The organism is Odoribacter sp. AF15-53 (assembly GCF_003479425.1).
In the GTDB taxonomy this organism is placed as follows: Bacteria; Bacteroidota; Bacteroidia; order Bacteroidales; family Marinifilaceae; genus Butyricimonas.
This window is the reverse complement of the sequence record NZ_QUHC01000005.1, coordinates 281,210-303,402: the sequence shown is the minus strand read 5'-3', so window position 1 is coordinate 303,402 and position 22,193 is coordinate 281,210. Positions and strand designations below refer to the sequence as shown.

The 22,193-nt window shown below is 45.3% G+C and carries 15 protein-coding genes; 6 read left to right on the top strand and 9 right to left on the bottom strand.

Annotated elements, in window-relative coordinates; translation table 11 throughout:
- Window positions 1–20: 20 nt before the first annotated feature.
- The 3 genes from tyrS to DWW52_RS12775 form a co-directional block, all read right to left on the bottom strand.
- Window positions 21–1,313 carry a tyrosine--tRNA ligase gene (tyrS, locus tag DWW52_RS12785; RefSeq protein WP_118715899.1) on the bottom strand — a complete coding sequence of 431 codons (1,293 nt, stop codon included), beginning with the start codon at window positions 1,311–1,313 and terminating at the stop codon, window positions 21–23.
- Window positions 1,314–1,433: 120 nt separating this feature from the next.
- A complete protein-coding gene (locus tag DWW52_RS12780) occupies window positions 1,434–1,931 on the bottom strand; it encodes a CvpA family protein (RefSeq protein ID WP_118715898.1) in 498 nt (165 codons plus the stop codon).
- Between the two features lie 134 nt (window positions 1,932–2,065).
- Window positions 2,066–3,073: a hypothetical protein gene (locus DWW52_RS12775; protein WP_118715897.1), complete on the bottom strand. Its 1,008-nt coding sequence runs from the start codon at window positions 3,071–3,073 to the stop codon at window positions 2,066–2,068.
- 677 nt (window positions 3,074–3,750) lie between these two features.
- Here DWW52_RS12775 and aspS point away from each other — a divergent pair.
- The 6 genes from aspS to DWW52_RS12745 all read left to right on the top strand — a co-directional run bounded on the left by aspS (window position 3,751) and on the right by DWW52_RS12745 (window position 11,122).
- Window positions 3,751–5,496: an aspartate--tRNA ligase gene (gene aspS, locus DWW52_RS12770; protein ID WP_118715896.1), complete on the top strand. Its 1,746-nt coding sequence runs from the start codon at window positions 3,751–3,753 to the stop codon at window positions 5,494–5,496.
- Window positions 5,497–5,663: 167 nt separating this feature from the next.
- On the top strand, window positions 5,664–6,791 hold the full coding sequence (locus DWW52_RS12765; protein WP_118715895.1) for a DNA polymerase III subunit delta: 1,128 nt from the start codon (window positions 5,664–5,666) through the stop codon (window positions 6,789–6,791).
- A gap of 106 nt (window positions 6,792–6,897) precedes the next feature.
- Window positions 6,898–8,328, top strand: coding sequence for a regulatory iron-sulfur-containing complex subunit RicT (gene ricT, locus DWW52_RS12760; RefSeq protein ID WP_118715894.1), 1,431 nt, complete (start codon window positions 6,898–6,900; stop codon window positions 8,326–8,328).
- Complete coding sequence (locus tag DWW52_RS12755) at window positions 8,325–9,149, top strand: rhomboid family intramembrane serine protease (RefSeq protein WP_118715893.1); 825 nt, start codon at window positions 8,325–8,327, stop codon at window positions 9,147–9,149. Before ricT ends, DWW52_RS12755 begins: the two co-directional genes overlap by 4 nt.
- Window positions 9,150–9,164: 15 nt before the next feature.
- Window positions 9,165–10,088, top strand: coding sequence for a rhomboid family intramembrane serine protease (locus tag DWW52_RS12750; RefSeq protein ID WP_118715892.1), 924 nt, complete (start codon window positions 9,165–9,167; stop codon window positions 10,086–10,088).
- On the top strand, window positions 10,085–11,122 hold the full coding sequence (locus DWW52_RS12745) for an endonuclease/exonuclease/phosphatase family protein (RefSeq protein ID WP_233556890.1): 1,038 nt from the start codon (window positions 10,085–10,087) through the stop codon (window positions 11,120–11,122). The genes DWW52_RS12750 and DWW52_RS12745 overlap by 4 nt, the downstream gene beginning before the upstream one ends.
- A gap of 281 nt (window positions 11,123–11,403) precedes the next feature.
- Here the strand turns inward: DWW52_RS12745 and DWW52_RS12740 are convergent, their stop codons facing one another.
- The 6 genes from DWW52_RS12740 to DWW52_RS12715 form a co-directional block, all read right to left on the bottom strand.
- On the bottom strand, window positions 11,404–14,175 hold the full coding sequence (locus tag DWW52_RS12740) for a pitrilysin family protein (RefSeq protein WP_158582589.1): 2,772 nt from the start codon (window positions 14,173–14,175) through the stop codon (window positions 11,404–11,406).
- Window positions 14,172–15,449, bottom strand: coding sequence for a thioredoxin domain-containing protein (locus DWW52_RS12735; RefSeq protein ID WP_233556888.1), 1,278 nt, complete (start codon window positions 15,447–15,449; stop codon window positions 14,172–14,174). The genes DWW52_RS12740 and DWW52_RS12735 overlap by 4 nt, the downstream gene beginning before the upstream one ends.
- A 92-nt stretch (window positions 15,450–15,541) precedes the next feature.
- Window positions 15,542–16,303: a hypothetical protein gene (locus tag DWW52_RS12730; protein ID WP_148315369.1), complete on the bottom strand. Its 762-nt coding sequence runs from the start codon at window positions 16,301–16,303 to the stop codon at window positions 15,542–15,544.
- Entirely contained in the window at window positions 16,303–16,953 is a 651-nt protein-coding gene (locus DWW52_RS12725; RefSeq protein WP_118715888.1) for a hypothetical protein, read from the bottom strand. The genes DWW52_RS12730 and DWW52_RS12725 overlap by 1 nt, the downstream gene beginning before the upstream one ends.
- Window positions 16,938–18,530, bottom strand: coding sequence for a RagB/SusD family nutrient uptake outer membrane protein (locus DWW52_RS12720; RefSeq protein ID WP_118715887.1), 1,593 nt, complete (start codon window positions 18,528–18,530; stop codon window positions 16,938–16,940). The genes DWW52_RS12725 and DWW52_RS12720 overlap by 16 nt, the downstream gene beginning before the upstream one ends.
- Window positions 18,531–18,542: 12 nt before the next feature.
- Window positions 18,543–22,130 (bottom strand): SusC/RagA family TonB-linked outer membrane protein, encoded by a 3,588-nt coding sequence (locus DWW52_RS12715; RefSeq protein WP_233556886.1) that lies wholly within the window; start codon window positions 22,128–22,130, stop codon window positions 18,543–18,545.
- Between the last annotated feature and the right edge of the window lie 63 nt (window positions 22,131–22,193).

The window sequence follows — 22,193 nt, the reverse complement described above, 5'->3', positions numbered from 1 at the left end:
GGTGCGTGAAGCACCATTTTTTATTTCACGATAACCAGATAATAATTCTTTTTCCCGCTCTGCAACAGGATATACTTGTCATCAATCAGGTAATCGGGAGTCACCGTTAATTCCTGATCTTGCACTTTCTCCTTGTTAATACTAATCGCGTTGCCTTTCAATGCACGTCGCGCCTCTCCCTTCGAGGACATCATGGTCGTCTTTTCTGCCATCAGATCCACGATATGAATCCCGGCTTCCAGATCGGTTCTCGCGATCTCGAATTGAGGCACTCCCTCGAACACGGACAACAACGTATCCTCGTCCAAGCGTTTCAAAGCATCGGATGTAGCGTTACCGAACAATATCTGTGAAGCCTCCAAGGCCGAATTATACGCTTCTTCCCCGTGGATCAGGCAGGTCACCTCTTTTGCCAACATCTTCTGCAACTTTCTCAGATGCGGGGCTTCGGCATGTTCCGCGATCAAGGCGTCAATCTCTGCCGGGGGCAAAATCGTGAATATCTTGATATATTTAGCGGCATCCTCGTCCGTGCTATTCAACCAGAACTGGTAGAACTTGTAAGGAGATGTCCGCTTCGGGTCTAACCACACGTTACCCGACTCCGTCTTCCCGAACTTCTTCCCGTCACTCTTCGTCATCAAAGGCCACGTGAACCCGTAAGCCTCACCGCCATCTTTCCGGCGAATCAACTCCCCGCCCGTGGTGATATTCCCCCACTGGTCGGAACCACCCATCTGCAACAGGCAATTGTAATGACGACGCAAATACAAGAAATCATATCCCTGCACCAACTGATAGGTAAACTCCGTGAACGACATTCCCTGTGCCGCATCAGCGCTCAACCGTTTCTTCACGGAATCCTTCGACATCATGTAATTCACCGTGATATGTTTCCCCACTTCCCGGATAAAGTCCAGGAAAGAAAAATTCTTCATCCAGTCATAATTATTCACCATGATCGCCGCGTTCGGCTCATCCGAGTTGAAATCAATAAACTTGGACAACTGGGCCTTGATTCCCGCCATATTCTTCTCGATCGTCTCCTCGTCCAACAAATTCCGTTCTTGAGATTTACCGCTCGGATCACCAATCATCCCGGTAGCCCCCCCGATCACGAAAATCGGCTTGTGGCCGGCCAACTGCAAGTGCTTCATCATCATCACCGACACGAGGTGACCGATATGCAACGAATCCGCCGTCGGGTCAATCCCGACATAAGCCGTCGTGCACTCTTTAGCAAGTTGTTCCTCGGTTCCCGGTATGATGTTATGGATCATCCCTCTCCATCTGACTTCTTCAACAAAATTCATCGATTCTTAATTTTATATCGTTTAAACAATCTTATTAATTTTAGATTTAATGATTTTAGATTTCCTCGCTCAAATCCCTCCTCACATTCCTACCATTTTAAATTCTAAACTCTAAATTAATCACTTTATCGCACTCTCGTAAACGCCATTCGCGAAGTTAACAAAAGGTTTATACAAAAAACTCTCGTTCTTTGTTTTTACAGAGATGAAATCATAGCGATTATCCAACGCGTTCACGATAAAAAGGATCACGCATACCACGATCGCCGCTTTCAACACACCCAACAAAATCCCGAACAACTTGTTAAACAGTCCCAACGAAACCATATCAATCAACTTTGTCAACAGCTTGCCGAGCAAATGGATCACGATAATAACCAGCAAAAAAGTCACGGCGAAAGCGATATAATAAGCATACGATTCCGGCAAGGCGATAAAATCCTTCAGAAAACTTTCCACGTTAACCGCGTATCTCAACGAGATAAACACCCCCAATACCAACGCAAACAACGTTGACATCTCCACAATCAAGCCTAGACTAAACCCTTTATATGCCCCGTATACCAACGGCAGCAATATAATCACATCAATATAATTCACCGCTAAATATTTAATCACTTTATTTGAATTTCAAAGATAAACAAATGTCCTCGTTTCATTGCAAATTCAGACCAAAATATTAAACAAAAATACGAGGGCGTCAAAAATATTTTAACGCCCTCAGACTAAGTTCACTTCTATTCCTGTTAGATTCAAGGTTGAAATTCCCAAAGAGTATTATTGAATCCTCGCCTCTGATCCACCATTACATACCCTTTCCCGTCTATAGAAAAAGCAGAACCTCCAACCGTAGGTTCCGGCAAATAAGCAACTTCCTGCCACTTATCTTTTCTCGGGTCATATCTCATACAATTCGCTATCGCCATACCGTATTGATTAAGTCCCGACACAACATAAGCGTACTCCCGGCCTCCATGTTTCAACACAAAACAAGATGCATGAATTCTTGTGCCATCAAACATTCCTCCCTCCCCATCAATCCGATCAAGCGTTTCCCATTTTCCCGTCGCAAGAGTTAATTTATACATTCCCACAAACAGATCATAGGTTTTAGAACTAAGAGCATCCAGATCTTTTCCTCCCGTACAGACATAGGCGCAACCTCCAGCCACGAAAGCAACACCTCCATAGAATGAATGTTTCAAACTTTCAAACTCATGCCACCCAGTTTCCGGGTCAAAAGTATAGAAATCCCTTAAAGTCTCTCCTGCATATTGGCCCGTCCCGACGTACCCTCTCCCCTCCAAGGTAAAAGCCACAGCATTTCCCCGGGCACCTCCCGGAAATTGGTATAGCAAAGGCTCAATTTCCCATTTGTAAGTTTTCCCGTTAAAAACCCAGAAATCATCATGATATACTCTCTCTCCTTCCTCTTCCGAATATCCAAGTCCAACATAAGCTTTCTCCCCGATCACGAAAGCAACAGCCCCTTTACGAGCCGTACCCGGGAATTTATCTAAAGCGTTGGAGATATTCGATTTCCCACTCACTCTATATAATAAATCGCCCACACACCAAAATACACTCTCTCCTATTTTAAAAGTGACTCCTTCATTATGATACTCATTATCAACATCAGCACTCACATAAATGTCTCCGACTCGACTCCATTTTCCCGACAAAGAATCACAATCATCATCACTACATGCCAACAATATAATGAAAGACAAAACAGAAATAACTATAAACTTACATTTCATATACAAAAATTATTCTGGTAATACTTCAGTCAACCAACCAATCGCACTAATATCCGCACGACGTGGATAACTATCATTAGAAGGGACAATACCTATCCTAATTTCATAAAAATTCCACGTATAACGGTCGCATACCCAAACAAATCATTCATAAACGCTTCAATCTTACTTACCTCCTTTCTTAAAAACGCCTTTTACTGAACAAATTTGCCCCCTCACAACACAACGAAAATATAAAAATATTTTTATAATTCAATAAATTTATATTAAACATCGCAATCTTAATATTTACACACATAACACTATATAGTGACTAACTCAATATAGATAAGATTTACCACACTTTCAATACCATGCAATTTAGAAACATTCCATTTACCTTTATCGCAGGAACTTTAGGAGAAATCGAAACGTGTTCAGGCTGAGTTCAGGAGACAAAGACGACTTAAAGACAAGACATAGCCGAGACAAAGACAAGATAGGTCGGCTTTATTACCCGCTTCAACTGCTCGAATGCCTCCCATGCCTCCCGATCTTCCCCCATACACACCCCACTCTCCCCTCGAAAACCCCACTTTCAGCTTTCAATTCTCAATTTTCAATTATATTATGCCTTAAACTGACAAATTCTTACTATTTTCGCACAATGTTTATGCCAGAATCTAAAATTGAAATTTATGTATAGAACACATACTTGTGGGCAACTAAGAATCGAAAACGTGAATGAAAGCGTTTGTCTTAGCGGATGGGTACAAAAAGTTCGGAAACTCGGGGCCATGACTTTCGTGGATCTGCGTGACCGTTACGGCATTACCCAATTGGTAGTCGAGGAATCGGCTTCCGAAGAAATAAAAAATAACGTGGCAAAACTCGGTCGTGAATTCGTGATTCAGGTGAGAGGAACGGTCATCGAGCGAGCCAGCAAAAACAATAAAATACCGACAGGCGACATCGAGATTACCGTGAAGGAATTAACTGTTCTAAGCGAATCAGAAATCCCGCCTTTCACGATTGAAGACCAGACTGACGGGGGAGACGAGATCCGGATGAAATATCGTTACCTGGATTTACGCCGAGCCTGCGTTCGCAAGAACATCGAGCTACGCCACACGATGGCCCAACTCGTGCGAAATTACTTGAGCGCCCAGAACTTCATCGAGGTCGAAACACCCGTGTTGGTGAAAAGTACACCGGAGGGAGCACGCGATTTCGTGGTACCTTCCCGCATGAACCAGGGACAATTCTACGCCCTGCCGCAAAGCCCGCAGACCTTGAAACAACTTCTGATGGTTTCCGGCTTCGACCGCTATTTCCAGATCGTGAAATGTTTCCGGGATGAAGACCTCCGGGCTGACCGTCAACCGGAGTTCACGCAGATCGACTGCGAGATGTCATTCGTGGACCAGGAAGACATACTTGAAATATTCGAAGGTTTGATCAAACACTTGTTCAAAGAAGTCCGTAACGTGGATATTCCCACGTTGCCGAGAATGACGTGGATGGACGCCATGGAACAATACGGGTGTGACAAACCGGATATCCGTTTCGACATGAAATTCGTCGACTTGACAAACGTGGCCAAGGGAAAAGACTTTGCCGTGTTCAACGAGGCCGAATATATAGGGGCTATCTGTGCGCCGAAATGTGCCGGATACACCCGCAAACAACTGGATGAATTAACCGAATTCGTGAAACGCCCGCAAACCGGAGCCAAAGGTTTGGTTTACGTACGCTACAACGAGGACGGGACGTTCAAATCCTCCATCGACAAATTCTACACGCCGGAAGACTTGAAAGTATGGGCCGAGGCTTGTAAAGCTCAACCGGGTGACCTGATCCTGATCCTAGTGGGACCGAAATTCAAAACGCTGCCGCAACTTTGCGACCTGCGTCTGGAAATGGGAACTCGCCTCGGATTAAGAGACAAGGATGTATTCAAACCCTTGTGGGTAATTGATTTCCCGTTGTTGGAATGGGACGAAGAAACGCAACGTTTCTACGCCATGCACCACCCCTTCACCTCTCCAAAAGCTGAAGATATTCCTCTCATGACCACCGATCCGGGCAAGGTTCGTGCCAACGCCTACGACATGGTGATCAACGGGGTTGAAGTCGGCGGAGGTTCTATCCGTATCCATAACTCGGAATTACAATCCAAGATGTTCGATTGCCTGGGAATCTCGCACGAGGTGGCACAAGAGCAATTCGGCTTCCTCATGGGCGCGTTCAAGTACGGGGCACCCCCTCACGGAGGTATCGCTTTCGGTTTCGACCGTCTGGCCTCCATGTTCGCCGGACTTGACTCTATTCGTGACGTGATCGCGTTCCCGAAAAACAACTCCGGTCGTGATGTCATGCTCGACGCTCCTGCCGAGATCGCGAAAGAACAACTGGATGAACTGGGGATTCAATTGAAGAATTAAGTGATTCCGCGATTGCAGATTCAACGATTTACGTGATTATTAAAAACGTTCGTCTCGTGCGAATGAAATCACCTAATCCGAAATCTCAGAATCACAGAATAGCGTCGGCTTTGTGCGGCCGGAATCTAAAATCTAAAATTTAAAATCTAAAATCTAAAATTAACAAGGTGTTTTTTAAAGACGTCATAGGACATGAAGAGATAAAGCAACGACTGATTTCTTCCCTGCAAACGGGAAGAATCAGTCATGCACAACTCTTTGCCGGCGAAACGGGTGCGGGATCGTTAGCCTTGGCCTTGGCCTTCACGCAATACCTTTTCTGCACGGGCGACAAGCACGAAGACGCTTGCGGGGTCTGTCCCGAGTGCAAGAAGATGCAAAAATTAATACACCCGGACCTGCACTTCGTGTACCCCGTGGTGAAATCGGCCAAAATAAAAACACCTATCAGCGACGAGTATATCAACGAATGGCGGAAACTCCTGCTCAACAGCCCGTACATCGACATGGAGGAGTGGCTGGGAGCCATGGGGGCGGATGAAAACGCGCAAGCCATGATATACACGGAAGAGAGCGGGAACATTCTCCGGAAACTTAACTTGAAATCCTTCGAGTCGGACTACAAGGTCATGATCATCTGGCTACCCGAAAAGATGAAAACGGAGTGTTCCAACAAACTTTTAAAAATACTGGAAGAGCCTTACCCGAACACGCTTTTCCTGCTGGTTACCGAACACGCGGAAGAGATCATCACCACGATCCTGTCGCGCACCCAGCGCATCAACGTACCCCCGTTGACACAAGAAAACATAGCGGAACAACTGGTCCGCCAGAAACATCTGGTTCGCGAATCGGCAAACGAGGTCGCCCACGTGGCCTCCGGGAGCTGGTTGAAAGCACTCCGCATGCTGAACGAGACGGATGAAACCGTCTACAACCAAGAGAAATTCGTGCAAATGATGCGTTTGTGCTGGGAGCGGAAAATGCTTCCGGTCAACGAATTTGTCAACGAACTGGCTTCTCTCGGCAGAGAAAAACAGAAAAGTTTCCTCCTACATTGTATTCGCATGCTACGCGAGAACTTCGTGAGAAACTTTGGTATTGAAAAAATAGTATACATGACTGAACGAGAGAAAACTTTCTCCTCGAAATTTTCTCCTTACATTCATGAAGGCAACATTATTCCCCTTTTCGATGAATTTGAACGGGCGTACAGCGACATCATCCGGAACGGGAACGGGAAAATTATCCTCACGGACCTTTGTATCAAAGTGATGCAAAACATCAGGCCGTGAGAAGAGAAGTAAAAGATAAAAACTAAAAATTGAAACTTTGAAAACCAAGAATATAAATCGTACATTCATTCTCAATTTTCAAGTCTCAATTTTCAATTAATACACTATGAGCGAGATAAACGAAGAAATACAGGAAAATTCCGAAAATAAAGATATACAACAACCACCCCGGGTAGTACCCGTGATCGATCACCGCCTGTTGGCCGGTAAACTCACAGTATTTAACTGGATGGAAGATACCCCCGAAGGGTGTCCTCCCTCCGACATCGTGGAAGTACGGTTTAAAAATACCCGGAAAGGCTTTTTCTTGAACAACAGTAACCTCAACCTGAACGTCGGGGATATCGTGGCCGTGGAAGCGGCCCTGGGGCATGACATCGGGATCGTATCCCTCACGGGCGAACTCGTGCGGGAACAGATGGAATTGAAAAAAGTCGATCTGGAACGTAATCCCTTGAAAAAAATCTACCGGAAGGCAAAACCGCACGACATCGAAAAGTGGCAACAGGCTATCGCGCTGGAACACGAAACGATGATTAAATCGCGCATTATTGCCGCCGATCTTGGACTTGACATGAAAATCGGGGATGTGGAATACCAGGGAGATAAAACCAAAGCCATATTCTATTACATCGCCAGCGACCGCGTGGACTTCCGGAAATTGATCAAGATTCTGGCCGAAACTTTCCATATCCGGATCGAGATGAAACAGATCGGCGCCCGTCAGGAAGCCGGGCGTATCGGGGGTATCGGCTCGTGCGGACGCAAATTGTGCTGTTCCACGTTTATCACGAACTTTATTTCCGTGTCGACGTCTGCCGCCCGTTACCAGGATATTTCCCTGAACCCGCAGAAACTAGCCGGACAATGCGGTAAACTGAAATGCTGCTTGAATTACGAGGTAGATGCCTACATCGACGAGCAGAAAGACTTCCCGTCAACCAATATCTGGTTGAACACGGGAGAAGGGATGCTCTATCACCAGAAAACGGATATATTCGGGCGCAACATGTCCTACTCCTTCGACAAGGAGGGACGCGGGGCCTTGATCAAGCTATCCGTGGAACGCGTGAAAGAGATCATCGCCATGAACAAGAGAGGGCAGATCCCGGCAAAAGCGATTGATGTCGAGAAAGAGCCGGCAAACATCAAATACACGGACGGCGTGGGAGAAGAAAGTTTGAACCGCTTTGACGAGAAAAAAAATCAAGGACAAAGCAAACGTCATCACTCCAGAAATCGTAATAACAGGAGAAACACGCAAAAAGAAAATAACGACACGAACGGCGATACCAAACCCAAGGAGAAAACGGAAAATCCCCAGGGTAACAAATCCGGTAACAGACCTGAAAACAGACAAGGCAACAAGTCCAGAAACAGACAGGAAAACCGGGAGAATCAACCCGACAACCGTCCCAACGGGAAACCGGGAAATCGTCAGGACGGACCGAAAGTATTGCGTAAACAGGAAAAACCGGAAAATAAACCAAACAACAAACCGGAAAACAAGGATAATAATAAACCCGCAGAACAATGAACAATTACAAGCCACTCTCCGGCATGCCCCCCGCGGTAAAAGTGATCATTATTATTAACGTGATCATCTTCTTGGGAATAAACATTATGAGCCAGAGATCAGACCTTGATCTCGTCAACATACTGGGTTTACATTTACCACAATCCGAGTATTTCAGGATTTACCAGTACATCACGCACATGTTCACGCAGGAAGGTCTCGCGCACCTCTTCTTCAACATGTTCGCCGTGTTCATGTTCGGGCGGATACTTGAATCGGTGTGGGGAACTAAACGTTTCGTGATCTATTACTTCGTCACCGGTCTGGGAGCTGCCGTGCTTCACTCGCTGGTAAGCTGGTACGGGTTACACAACATGCAGGAACAATTCTACGCGTTCCAAAGTACCCCCGATCCGGGAGTATTCGCCGAATTCGTCCGTTCCCATGTAAGTAATCCCAGGTTGCTCACGCAATTAATGCAATTCGTGGATACCTGGAACCAAGCACCGGGCAATTCGCAATTCATCGGTCAGGCTGAATATTACATGCAGGGTATCATACAGGCTTACACGAACGTCCCGACGATCGGGGCTTCGGGTGCCGTATTCGGCATATTGCTGGCATTCGGAATGTTGTTTCCGAACACGGAATTATTCCTCATGTTTATCCCGATCCCGATTAAAGCCAAATATTTCGTACTCCTTTACGGTGCCGCCGAATTATTCTTCGGTTTGCAGAACTCGGTAGGGGATAACGTGGCCCATTTCGCCCACTTAGGAGGTATGCTTTTCGGGTTCTTCCTTATCATTTACTGGAGAAAACGCAGCAAACGGTTTTATTAGAAGAAGATACGGCCTATGTATAATAACTCGTATGAATCGAACTTTTCGGGAGGAATTTGGAGCGGGATAAAAAGCTCGTTCAAACAAGGATCAGCACTTACTCGCCTGATCTATATTAACATTGCCATCTTTCTCGCCATAAAAGTCGTGGCAGTCTTGTTCGTACTTGCCGGACAACAGGGAGTTGACGGCATGATCTTGCCATACCTAGGCGTACCGGCACTTCCCGAACGCCTGCTTTACACCCCGTGGACGATCATCACGTACATGTTCACGCAGTTCGGGTTCCTGCATCTGTTGTTCAACATGCTCTGGCTCTACTGGTTCGGATCCATTTTCATGAATACATTTTCGGGGTCAAAACTCACGGGCGTGTATATTCTCGGTGGGATCAGCGGGGCGATCGTGTATATCGCCGCCTATGCCTTGTTTCCCGCTTTCGAGCTGGAACGCTATCAGTCATGGGCTATCGGGGCCTCCGCGTCCGTCATGGCCATCGTGTTCGCCGTGTGTACCTATCTCCCGAACCACAAGATATACGTGTTCCTGATCGGTCCGGTGAAACTGATTCACCTCGCCCTGTTCACGGCAATCATTGATCTGTTGAGCATCCCCTCGGGTAATGCCGGCGGCCATATCGCCCACCTTGGGGGAGCCATGTTCGGTTACCTTTTCACCTTGTCGTTCCGGCGTAATTTCGACCTCACCGGGGGACTCTCTTCCATGCTGAACAAAATAAGTAACAGCCGACTTTTCAAAAGGAAAAAAATGAAAGTCAAGTACAAGAAGAAAGTTTCCGATATGACTGACGTGGAATACAACGAGTTCAAAAAACGGAAAGACGAACGGATCAATAACATATTGGACAAAATTTCCAAACACGGCTACGAGAGTCTAACCAAAGAAGAGAAAGAAATACTGTTTAAATCAAAAAATTGATCAGGTTAGTTGACATTATAATGAGGATCATCACGATCGTGGCCATGATCGGGTTGCTAGGAAGCTACACGGCTCCCTACGTTGACCCGAACGTGTTCTACCCGTCCTCTCTACTCGGCCTCGCCTATCATTACCTGCTCGTTGCCAACATCATCCTGCTGATTTACTGGATCGCCCGGTGGAAAAAAATGGCTTTCCTGTCCTTGATTATTATTGCTTCCGGCTACCCGCTCATCACCACGTACTATGGGCTGAATCCGGAATCGACCCCGGATACCCCTCATGACCTGACGCTGATGACCTACAATATCCGTATGTTAGATGCCTATGGTTGGTCTCGTGAAAAAGATGCACCAAAACGAATCGTGGATTATATCAACGACAGCGACAATGATATTGTCTGCATGCAGGAATTTCCTCGTCGGGAAGCCTCGTCCAAGAAATTCCCATCTTACCCGTATTATCACAAAAATAAAGATGTCACGTTAATTTCCCGTTACCCGATTGTCAACAAGGGGGACATTACTTTTGAAAAAGGGAACTCGGCCACCTGCCTCTACTGCGACATCGCTGTTGGCAAGGACACCATTCGAGTATACGCCGTACACCTCGAATCCTATCGACTAGGCAAGAATGAAGAGCAAATCTATAAAGAACTGACCAGCGGGAACACCCAACACGCCACGGAAGGCGTTAAAAATATATCCTCTCGTCTGGTCCGGGCAAATCGAAATCGGGCCAAGCAAGCCATAACAATCAAGCAACACATGCAACAATCTCCTTACCCGGTGATCATCTGCGGTGATTTCAACGATACCCCGATCTCTTTTGCCTACCACACGTTATCCTCCGACATGAAAGATAGTTTCATCGAAAAAGGACGTGGCCTCGGCAACACCTATGTCGGGGAATTCCCCTCGTTCCGTATCGACCACATCCTGCACGCACCAACTCTTAGAACCGTATCCTACATTCGGGATACTGTCAAATATTCAGATCATTATCCCGTTCAGAGTAAACTAAAATTCAGATAAAAGCACACAATTATTTCGTTCTCCCTGCTATTACAAACTCATTTTAACGAAATAGCCCCAGTTAACTACATGAAAGTACACCCTTTCTTTATCAACATCGTATTACTAATTCGGATCGAGTGATTTGAATATCGCCATTATTCTCGTCAAAAATTAACGAGAATAATTTGTTTTTCACATCATGGAATTTAATATTGCACATACCCGCCCATTCTCTCACGAAAAAGAGAGAGAATTTTCATCCTCTCCCTCATCACATCAGTCACACTACAACTTTAAAATTACTCTTTCGACTTCACCACGATATCCACGCATTCGGCCGAATCGAAAAATTTCTTTGCCAAAGCCTGTACCGCTTTCCCGTTAAGCTTTTCCAACGGTTTCTCGAAATAGGCGGGAGAATCTATATCCTTACCCGTTTCGGCATAATAACGCAAAGCCTCCATCCAATGAGCATTCCCCCGGTTTTCCAGCACGGAAGCCCGGCCTTTCCTCATCATCAAAACGGCATCCTCCACGTCCTCGTCACTCACTCCCTCGTCCACGAGTTTACGGATTTGTTCATGCACGATGGCTCGCATCCGGTCACCTTTGGTCGTGTTCGTTTCGAAACTCACGCCCAGATATTGACCGGCATCAACACCCTTCGAGTAAGAAGCATCCACGTTGACCCCGTACGAACCGCCCTCGTCTTCCCGGATGATATCACGATAACGATTATTCAAAATCAACTGGATAATATCTATCGCCAAATCCTCCTCGGATTTCAATTTCAACTTGTTTGAGAATTCGATATTCACGTAATATTTCTCGTCCGGCAAATTCGCCTCGATCGTTTCCGTGATAGACCCCTCTTTCTTCAAGCTATGCTTCACGGGTTGCTCTTTCCGATAAATGGACGGGATCGCACCCAAATACTGTCTCACCAACGTCCGGGCTTCTTCTCGCGGGATATTACCCGTCAGGTAGAACGTGAAATCGAAAGCATCCTGAAAACGATCCTTATAAATAGCCACCATCTTATCATAGTTCATCGCATCATAATACGCCTCGTTCACTTCCCACAAGCGGGGAGAATCCTTGACCCGCAATTTTTTCATCTGTTCGGCTATCGTATCATTCACCGTGAGTACCTTATTCTGTTCCTGCATCTTACTCATATAAACAAACTTATCGAAGTCATCCCGGCTAAAACGGGGTTTCTCGAAAAAGAGGTAAATGATCTGGAACATCATTTTCGCCTCCACGCTGTCGCAATAAGCGCTCACGCCTTCCGACCTCTCATTCAGGGCAATATTCGGAACAATATGATGCCCTTTCAGTATCTCCTGCATCATCCGCATATCGTGTTTATACAGGCCGGAACGCATCATCAAACGAGAAAGTGCCGCAGCCGAGGGCAAATCCCCTGCCGGGAGCAAAGACATCCCCCCCTTACTCTCGCCCATCAAACTCACCTTTACTCCATCCGCTTTCGTGAATTTGTAATACACTTTGGCTCCGTTAGAAAGAGTCCATTCTTCCGCATCCAACATTTTAATATTCTTTTCCTTGACAATCTCCCCACCTTTCACCTCGAAATCCATCAAGGGTACAGCAGTTAAATCAAAATCCAACGCGTTCAGTTCTGCCAACGATGCATCATGCCGGATCTTTGTAATCTCGTCACGCGTCGGGAAATCGTAAGAAGCATCCGCACTTTGCATCACGTATATCCAATTCTTGTCATCGTTATACCAGGAATCTACCCACTCCTGCAAATCTTTCGCCGTCAATTTCGACAGGATCTCTCGGGAGAACGCGACATCTTCCTCGACACTCAACACCGGGTTACCCTCCAAAAAATTATTCTGGTAAAGTTGCACGTAAGTACTATTCGCAAGCCTGTCCTTATTCTTTCCCGTCTCTTCCAATCCCGGCAGGTAAGCGTCGACCTGTTTCTTCAACTCTTTCTCGTTCAGAAAAAAACGTTTGACCCGTTCTATCGCCTCCAGCAACTCTTTCAATGCTTGCCGTTCCTTGCCCGGATATGCCTGCACGTACACCTGCCAACGATTATAATTCCGCACGAGCTTCCCGTGATTCATCATTGTCATCGTAAAAAACGGATCACGGGCATTGATATACGCTTCCAACTGTTTCTCCATGATCTTGTTATAAAACTGTTGAAGCAAATTATTCCTCAACCGTTCTTTGGGCGAAAGCGTTGAATCCTCCCGTATCCGTTTGGTTAGGATAATCGACGGAGAGGTGATCTCCTTATCCTGAACCTTCACGTAATACGGTTCCAAATTATCCGGAATCTCGCAAACAAACCTCGGTTTGGGATTCTCCCGTTTCGGGATAGAACCGAACATTTGCCGGATCTTCTCCTCGATCTTTATCGCATCCACGTCCCCGACGATAATCACCGCCTGCTGATCCGGACGATAAAAATCGTGATAGTATGCCCGTAGCTCTTCCGGGGTGAAATTACTCAACACCTCCACAGTACCGATAACATCACGCGTGGCATACCTGCTATGGTTAAACACGTAAGGATCCACCTGTTCCCGAATCCGGGTATTCACGTCCCGACGGGAACGCCTCTCCTCGAAGATCACGCCCCGTTCCTTGTCGATCTCCACGGGATTGAGCAACAAAAACCCCGACCAGTCTTTCAACACCAGCAGGCACGAATCCACCAACGACTGATCACTCACGGGTACATAGTTAATGTGGTAAATTGTTTCATCCTGCCCCGTCATGGCGTTAAATTGTTTTATCCCCCGACGGTTCAAGAAGCGCGGGATTCCCTCCTTGAAACTCTCGCTCCCGTTGAACGCCATGTGCTCCAAGAAATGAGCCAACCCGTTCTGGTTATCCTCCTCCAGCAAGGCTCCCACGTTCTGCACGAGATAAAAGTCTGCATGCCGGGGAGTTGTTTTCGAGTGACGTACGTAATATGTCAACCCGTTCTTCAACTTCCCGTGACGGAACACGTCTCCCTGCTCTTGGGCAAAAATCAATTGCCACGAACAAAGTAAAATAATCAGCGCGTATCCTCTTTTCATAAGCTTTCCAAAGTTTGTTTTATCATCCCTTGCATATATTGCATCTGCGTCTGGTTTTCGATCCCGGCACTTACCACGAAAGCCTGGTTCAAACATTGCTTGGCTTTTTCCACGTTATCCGTGTTCTGGAAACATTGAGCCATGATCATCAGGAAGCGTGTATGCAATTCGGCATCTAAATCCTTTTTTTCCAAAGCTTTCGTGATCCAAATAATGGATTTCATGTAGGCATTCTTTGACAATTGCCCATTATAAGCCATCGACAAATCCTCCAATGCCTGACCGTAATCACCCGCATCGGTTTGCTCCCCCTTGCCAGCAAAATATTTATCCATATTCTCGAAGAACTTGGCCTCGTCATGCCGGTATAGATAATAAGTCGCGTCCGCGAGTAAAGTGATCGCATCCAACACGCTTAATGAACCGAACGAGATTTCGCCATACACCGGTTTCAAATCCTTGTTCACCCGATTCAAACGATCTCTGTAAGCCAAGTCGCCTTTCTTGCACAACTGGATAATGTACCCGTTATTCATCGCCATAAGGAAACCCGCCACCTCCTCTTTTTTCACCACTTGCTGGAACTTGTCATAATTGCCGGCAATGAAATCGAAGACCGGATCTTCTTTCGAAGTCTGGGGATGATACAACGTCAATATCTGAAAATCCTTCTCGTTAATCATGTTCTCCAGTTTCTTGTTTTTCAAGTAATCCGGGAAAAGGCTCTCGATCCGGGTCATCCACTTCTGACGCTCGTACCCCTCCTGCGTCGGCAGGAAAAAAGGTGCGTCCAGCAATAACTGCTGTTGCAATTCCAAATTATTCTTTTTCTTCTTGAACTTCTCGTACATCTGCACAAAACTCAACTCCTCCCCTCTCGCGATCTTTGCCTCTTTCAGAAGGCCTGCCGCCTCCATGGCACCCTGCACCCGTCTCATCTCTTTGCCTTCACGGCTAACAAAAACCATCGTGGGCAACGCCTTCACGTCATATTTCTTTACCACCTCGCCATTCTCCTTCGCCTCCACGTTCACCTGCACGCAAACAAAATGAGCGTTGAAATAATCTCCCACCTCCGGCAACGTGAATATCCGTGTCGCCATCGCCTTGCACGGCCCGCACCAATCGGCATAAAAATCAACGAACAAATCCTTCTTTTCCTCTTTTGCCTTCCTCAAAGCTTCTTCATAAGAACCCTGGAACATAACGATTTGAGCAGACAAATTCCCCAGCATCCCGAACAAGAATGCTAACATATAAAATAATTTCACCATAAACTCGGATTTAATTTTTACAAGAATCGTTATTCAAGATTTATGACCCGCGACAGGCGGTCCCACCGCAAATCATAAATCTCAGAATCAAACTATTTATCCACTATAAAAGTGAATGCTTCTTCCAAGACAGCATACTGTCCCTCGTTTTCAATCGCTACCGACACGACATACCTTCCCGCGGGAGCCTTACAATCAAACGCGACATTCATACGTCCTCCCCCCAAAATGGTCAACGATTTACGAAATAACTCCGCATTTCCCGGGTTATCGTTCCTCACGTTCGCGATAGCATACGACAAAGGTTCCGTTCCCAACACACTTTCTATGGGTTGAGTTACCCACGGGGACTGATATTTAATTCGATTTTCAAGTTTAACGATTTCACTTTTCATGATTGCTTCACTCGCAAATCCCAACTCTTGAGCAACCTTATCAACTGTATTCTCTTTAATACTTGCAATTTCCTTCCCTAATTCCCTATATTTAGCAAAAAGAACCTTATACGAGTTATTCAATTCCTCAATTTGTATCCCAAGCTCCTCATATTCCTCATCACTAGTTGCCGCATCCTGAAGATCCATCAAATCATATATTTGATCCATGAGGTTATCCAATTCGTCTCCCATGTCAGCTTCCTTTTTTTGTAATTCCTTGATCTCATCAAGCAAAGATGACATGTGTTCATTATAATCAGCATTATATTTATCCAAAGTCTCTTCAACCTTATAGATATGCAAACTGTCTACAGCATACGCTGCGTTCTTCACGTCCAAATAGCCGACTTCGACATCGTTACAAGCGAAGAAGCCCAACGAACATCCGACTATTAATATATACCATATCTTTTTCATCATCTATTAATTAAAAAGTTACTTACATTAAAGTCATAATTCAAAGATTGTACTACCCCATTATTGGTTTGAATATTCGAAGACGCGACAACCTCTGGCTTTGCTTTCTCGTTATTCCGGATAGCAATATACAGGTGAAAAGCTCCCGCATGTTCCATTCCTTGATACGGGTCTTGCAATTTCCACAAGAAAAGTTCACCTCGTACACTTTCGTAAACAGCGCCTCCTTCTTCCGTGATATTATCCTTGATAACCAACCGACGTCCCTCCGGAATTTCTTCCGTCATAAGCCTTTTAGGAACAATCAAGGCTTCCAAAAGTTTTTTACAATCAGCCACGTCAATGTCACTCACGCGAGTATAACCTTTTTCCAATAAGTAACGGCAAATAACATGATTCGTTATCCCGAAAAAAGTAATTTGCTTGTACTCACCGGTACCATCAAAAAATGATTTCATACCCGCATGCTCGATCATCACTTTCGTGGAGTCCCAGTCATAACCGTTCGTGTGAAAATAATCCCACATAGAACAATCGTGTACTCCATTTGCTAATCCTCCATCTATATATTCGTACTTCGTGCAGGAACAAAATACCACAGCAACCATGATAATTACTCCCTTGCATATATTTTTTATTGTTGATGCCATAACCAATAATTATTTTGTTTCAATAATGTGTTTTTCTCAAAAGAATTGCGAGCAACAGGCAGATAAAGAGCCCCGTCTTTCACATCAGCATCCGTCAGACTCTTGTAGGCAGCAGACAATTCATCCCGGAAATATCCATTTCTCACGATATCATAATAGCGCTGTCCCTCGCCGAAAAGCTCTCTCTCCCGTTCATGAAAAATCTCTTTCCGTAATTCTTCCATATCCGCGGTACCACTACCCGCATATTTTCCCAGTCCCGCTCTTTCACGAATTACATCCAAATCATCTTTTGCAGTTGCCATCTTCAACCGGGCCCGGCATTCAGCCCGAAGCAAAATCAAATCCGCCAATCGCCAAACCACCCGATCTCCTTCCATGACCAGCAAAGGCGCAACCCCTCCAAGATGTTCGATCACCGTCTGATCCGTTGAATAATAGGGTTTATTCCATTTATTTATAAAGGCATATTCAGAATAAATATATTCTTGTTTAAAATCTCCAATTTCCTCATCCCAGACCAGCATTGAATCTATTTTTTGTTTCCCCAAATCTTTCCAGAACTCCACCCTCCGGGTATCCGTCTTCTCCGGGAATATTTCTTCCACGGTAGTAACCAACATTTTTATATATCCGGACTTTTCGAGTTCTCTAAGATCGTTGGTTAAATAGGGATAATTTATTAATGCCTGCCCGGGATAAATAGAATAAAATTCCACTTGCGCCCTTCGATCATCATCCTGATTATTTACAGCAATACTAAAAATCGTTTCACTACTGTTTCTAACAGGTCCTAACGTGTTATTCACCATATCCCCTACCGTCTTTTCCAACCTATAGTCCCCGACCTTTCCATCAATCACGAGTGAGGCGTGTTCTTCCGCTTTTCTCCAGTACTCCTCCTTGCCGTACAATCCTCCCATCCACGCGTAAATATGGGTAAGCAACGTATGAACCGTTCCCAAACTGGCATATTGTTTAGAAGTTACGGCCTCACCGTTGGCATCCGTCAACTTGTCATACGTGGGAAGTATTAATGCTTTTTCAGCAGCACTCAAGGCTCGCGCGAACAGAGAATCGACAGGGCTTTTACCAACAGCCTCGATAGATTCCGTCGGTTGATCCAGGGGAGCATCCCCCCAGTTTTGAGCCACGTTAAAATAGACCAATGCTTTTATAAAATTAGCCTGTGCAAGCCAGTAATCCGCTCTCTCTTTCGAAATATTCTCAAAACGGAATCTGTTTTCTTCAAGCATATTTGCAAGATAAATCGCGTTGTAATTCTGCGACCAACTCAACATGAACCTCCTGCTCATAAAACTCTGGGGATCGAGTTCCCGATAGCCTTCATTACCGGCGAGACTATCAGCTTGCAACCCGCACCACCCAAAGGGATGAACGATCGAAGAAGCATAAATATTTTTCTCGAACCCGAACATGGATATCAACGTACTTTCCAAGTCTTTCTCGCTCTTAAAAAAGTTCAAATAAGTAACAGACTTCTCGGACTCGATAGTCAACCAGTCGTTACAAGCAAAAAGCGGTAGAAAGAATAAAATGATAAATATTTTTTTCATAACCTCTCTTTTTTAGAAATTAACAGTCAAACCTACAGTGAATTTCCTTGGCAACGGATAAGTCTGCAACATATCTATACCACTCGTAATATCCACCGTTTCGGGATCCAAACCGGAATAATTCGTAATCATAAACAGATTTTCCATGGTCAAGAAAACACGCAGACCGCTAAGCCCGATCTTCTTGGCTATCCGATCGTGCAAATTATACCCAAGCGTCAATTGTTTTAAACGAATAAAATTCACGCTCTCGATATTTTTATCAAAGCCACCGTTAGACTGATACCCTAAACTAGTGTAGGATTGGTAAGCCGGGAAATCATAATTACCACCGGTTCCATCCCACATGCTATATTTTCGAACATCATTCAACAACGGGCTTTCATCCCCGAACGCAACACTTGCACGTTGATATTTTGCCTGATTAATGATATGACGTCCCAATGAATACACGAAAAAGACATTCAAATCAAATTGTTTCCATCGAATTTCATTGGAAATACCTCCATGCGCTAGCGGGAGAGGTGTTTCTGCATAATATTTGTCTTTTTCATCAATTGAGCCATCACTATTCAGGTCCAGTATCTTACGTGTTCCTTGAAAAAAGATTCCATAACCTCCATCCGTGTTCAACGGCTTAGGCAAACCTCCTTCTCTATCAATATAGTACACAGGAACGTCGGCCGACGTATCATAAAATCCGTCTGTTTTAAATACCTTCATGCGATATAACGGCTTGCCTATCACATTGTTTTCAAAATCATAACCATCTATCGTTTTATCCAAACGATTCCAATTCCGGGAGACGTTGAATTTCATTCTCCACTTCACGGCTGTTTCACGGAAGATATCAGCAGTAAGTTCCAACTCAATACCCTGGTTAGTCGTTGCCAACGCATTTTGCCACTGGAATGTATGAAGATAGATATCTCCCTGAAGCGGCATATTGTTCAGCTGCCCTGTGGTGCGACGATAATAATAATCAAGAGTAAACTTCAGCCGGTAATCCAGAAAACTCATATCCAACCCCACGTCATATTGAGCGGTCTCCTCCCATGTCAATTTCCTGTTTATCACGCCACCATTTACATTGGGTAAAATACCGATATTACCGTAAAAACTATTCTGACTCTCTCCCATTAATCCGTGTGCCAAATAGCGTTGGTTAAATTTCTGTCCCGATTTTCCCCAGCTGGCACGGATCTTTCCAAGACTTAACCAATAGAAAGGTTTCATGAAAGATTCATCCGAAAATATCCACCCGACAGCAAAAGAAGGAAAGGTCGCCCAACGTACTTTTTCCCCGAACACGGAAGAACCATCCCGGCGGACCGTGGCTTCAAACATATACTTTTCTTTATAATTATAGGTCAGACGCCCGAAATAACTATTCAAACGGTCTTCTTCAAAATCAGACGCGTAAGTAAATGCCGATATCCACACCGGGGTTTCCGACCCCGCGTCCGAATCGTCGACCAATCCTTGCCGATCTCCCCAAGTACCTTGAACATAATGGATAAAATCATTCGGTCCTTTTTGAGCGCCACCCGAATTGCTATAAACCTGATTCTTCAGGAACGACAGACCTAATAAGACACTGAAATTATGATCTTGTTTCAGCGTGTAAGAATAATTTAATAAATTCTCGTTCTGCAAAGATATACTTCTGGATACAGTGCCTTCTGATTTCGACCAATGGTGTCTTTCATCATTTGCACTCGGTTCAAATTGATTCATATTCTGTTGGCTATAATCAACCCCACCCGATATACGCAAAGAAAGATTCTTGATGATCTCGTAATTCAATACCATATTGTAGCGTGCTGAATAATCGTGATTTTTCTGTTCAACGCTATTCGCCCTGCCCAATAATTCATCCACGATATATCCACTACCAGGAACTAAGGTGGAAGTTTTCATCGGATCGACAGTAATTCCTCCAATCTTAGCCCCTCCTTTGGCTCCTCCCTTGCTCCTGTTGGAATAACCCATTGAAATTTGATTATCCACGGACAATCGTTTCGTCGGGCGAGCCGAGATATTGGTCATCACGTTAAGACGCTGGAAATCGCTGCCATACATGATTCCTCCTTCCTTAAAATAACCGGCTCCGATCATGTAAGTAATCTTATCCCCTCCCCCGCTTGCCTGTATATTCGCGTTGTACACGTTCGCCGTACGATAACCATACCGATACCAGTCCGTTGAATTATTGTAAAAACTATTCAAACTATCCTGCAGCACGAATGAAGTATTCGCACCTTTATTCGTCCCGAAAAACCAGTCATAATAAGGTTGATTACCCTCGTTCTTTGCCACGAAGTTGTACACTTCCCCGAAAGACGAAGGCATCCGCCAGGTTCCGTCAGCAGCCTGATAAGGCGTTTTTGTATTACGCAATCCTTGAAGATGATACCAACGTTCCAATTGTCCCCCGCTTTGCACCGGAGTCCGGGGCAACCAAGATGCAGAGTAAGAAACATTAACCAAGAACTTCGCCTCTCCGGAACGTCCTTTTTTCGTCGTGATCAAGATCACCCCGTTACCTGCACGCGAACCGTAAATAGCGGATGAAGCGGCATCTTTCAATACCTCGATGGACTCGATCATCGAAGGATCCAAAGATGATAACGTGTTCGTTCCCGTGACAGGCGAAGTAAAAGCCTGCATCGGGACTCCATCGACCACGTATAGCGGGGTCCCGTATGCCCTATCGGCTCCCTCCGCGTCTTGTCCATGGGCATCTTTCACGAAAAATGAATTGTATCCCCGGATCGCAACAATAGACCCACCACCACCGGGAGCTCCTGAAATATTATTCACTTCCACGCCAGCCATATGCCCCTGCAACAAACTCTCGAAACTATGCGTGGGCAATTCCTTGATATCATCTGCTTTTATTGAAGAGATCGAACTGATCACGGTCCGTTTCTTCTGTTGTCCGTAAGCGATCACCTGCACTTCATCCAACCCCGCGACATCCTCCTGCAAGACAATCCGGATAGAATCCCGTGTATTCTCCGTAAAGTTCACCTGTTGCGATTTAAACCCCACGAATGAAAACTCCAACGTGCCTTTCGTGATCGGCAATCGCAAAGCAAATTTACCAGTTTGGGCTGTCGCCGTACCCACAGTAGTACCCATGAGTTTTACCGTCACACCCGGCAAAGGCTGCTGTTTGCTATCCAACACCACTCCGGAAATCACGACCCCTTGTTGCCCGGAAGCAGTCACCTGCACGAACGGGCGCACGATCACCACGTTATCCGAAATCTCGAAACGATAATCCTTTCCGAAGACTAAAGGAAGAACCTCTTTCAAAGGCTTGGCAACCACCTCCACGGTCACCTTACGATTCGCGTCCACCTCCCGGTTACTAAAAAGAAAGTCTTTCCCGGTTTGCTTCCTTAACTCCTTCACGACATCCCCTAGCGGCATATCCTTCACGTGAAGAGTGATATTGCCGTTCTGGGCGCTTGCCGGCATTCCCGCCATGCACAAGCCACAAAACAACAAAACCAGAAACGCTCTCGTCGTCCGAAAAGACCGCGAGCAGAAACTCCGGGGAGTATTCTGTTGCTTGGTTTGATTTTTTTCCATAACTTTGTATTAATAGTTTAACATGACTAATCCCGAATCCTACTTCGGATTAGTTTACAGAAC

Coding starts and splice junctions, on each gene's coding strand:
- DWW52_RS12720 (WP_118715887.1), bottom strand. CDS start 18,530: ATGAAAAAAATATTTATCATTTTATTCTTTCTACCGCTTTTTGCTTGT.
- tyrS (WP_118715899.1), bottom strand. CDS start 1,313: ATGAATTTTGTTGAAGAAGTCAGATGGAGAGGGATGATCCATAACATC.
- aspS (WP_118715896.1), top strand. CDS start 3,751: ATGTATAGAACACATACTTGTGGGCAACTAAGAATCGAAAACGTGAAT.
- DWW52_RS12755 (WP_118715893.1), top strand. CDS start 8,325: ATGAACAATTACAAGCCACTCTCCGGCATGCCCCCCGCGGTAAAAGTG.
- DWW52_RS12725 (WP_118715888.1), bottom strand. CDS start 16,953: ATGGCATCAACAATAAAAAATATATGCAAGGGAGTAATTATCATGGTT.
- DWW52_RS12735 (WP_233556888.1), bottom strand. CDS start 15,449: ATGGTGAAATTATTTTATATGTTAGCATTCTTGTTCGGGATGCTGGGG.
- DWW52_RS12775 (WP_118715897.1), bottom strand. CDS start 3,073: ATGAAATGTAAGTTTATAGTTATTTCTGTTTTGTCTTTCATTATATTG.
- DWW52_RS12730 (WP_148315369.1), bottom strand. CDS start 16,303: ATGAAAAAGATATGGTATATATTAATAGTCGGATGTTCGTTGGGCTTC.
- ricT (WP_118715894.1), top strand. CDS start 6,898: ATGAGCGAGATAAACGAAGAAATACAGGAAAATTCCGAAAATAAAGAT.
- DWW52_RS12750 (WP_118715892.1), top strand. CDS start 9,165: ATGTATAATAACTCGTATGAATCGAACTTTTCGGGAGGAATTTGGAGC.
- DWW52_RS12740 (WP_158582589.1), bottom strand. CDS start 14,175: ATGAAAAGAGGATACGCGCTGATTATTTTACTTTGTTCGTGGCAATTG.
- DWW52_RS12715 (WP_233556886.1), bottom strand. CDS start 22,130: ATGGAAAAAAATCAAACCAAGCAACAGAATACTCCCCGGAGTTTCTGC.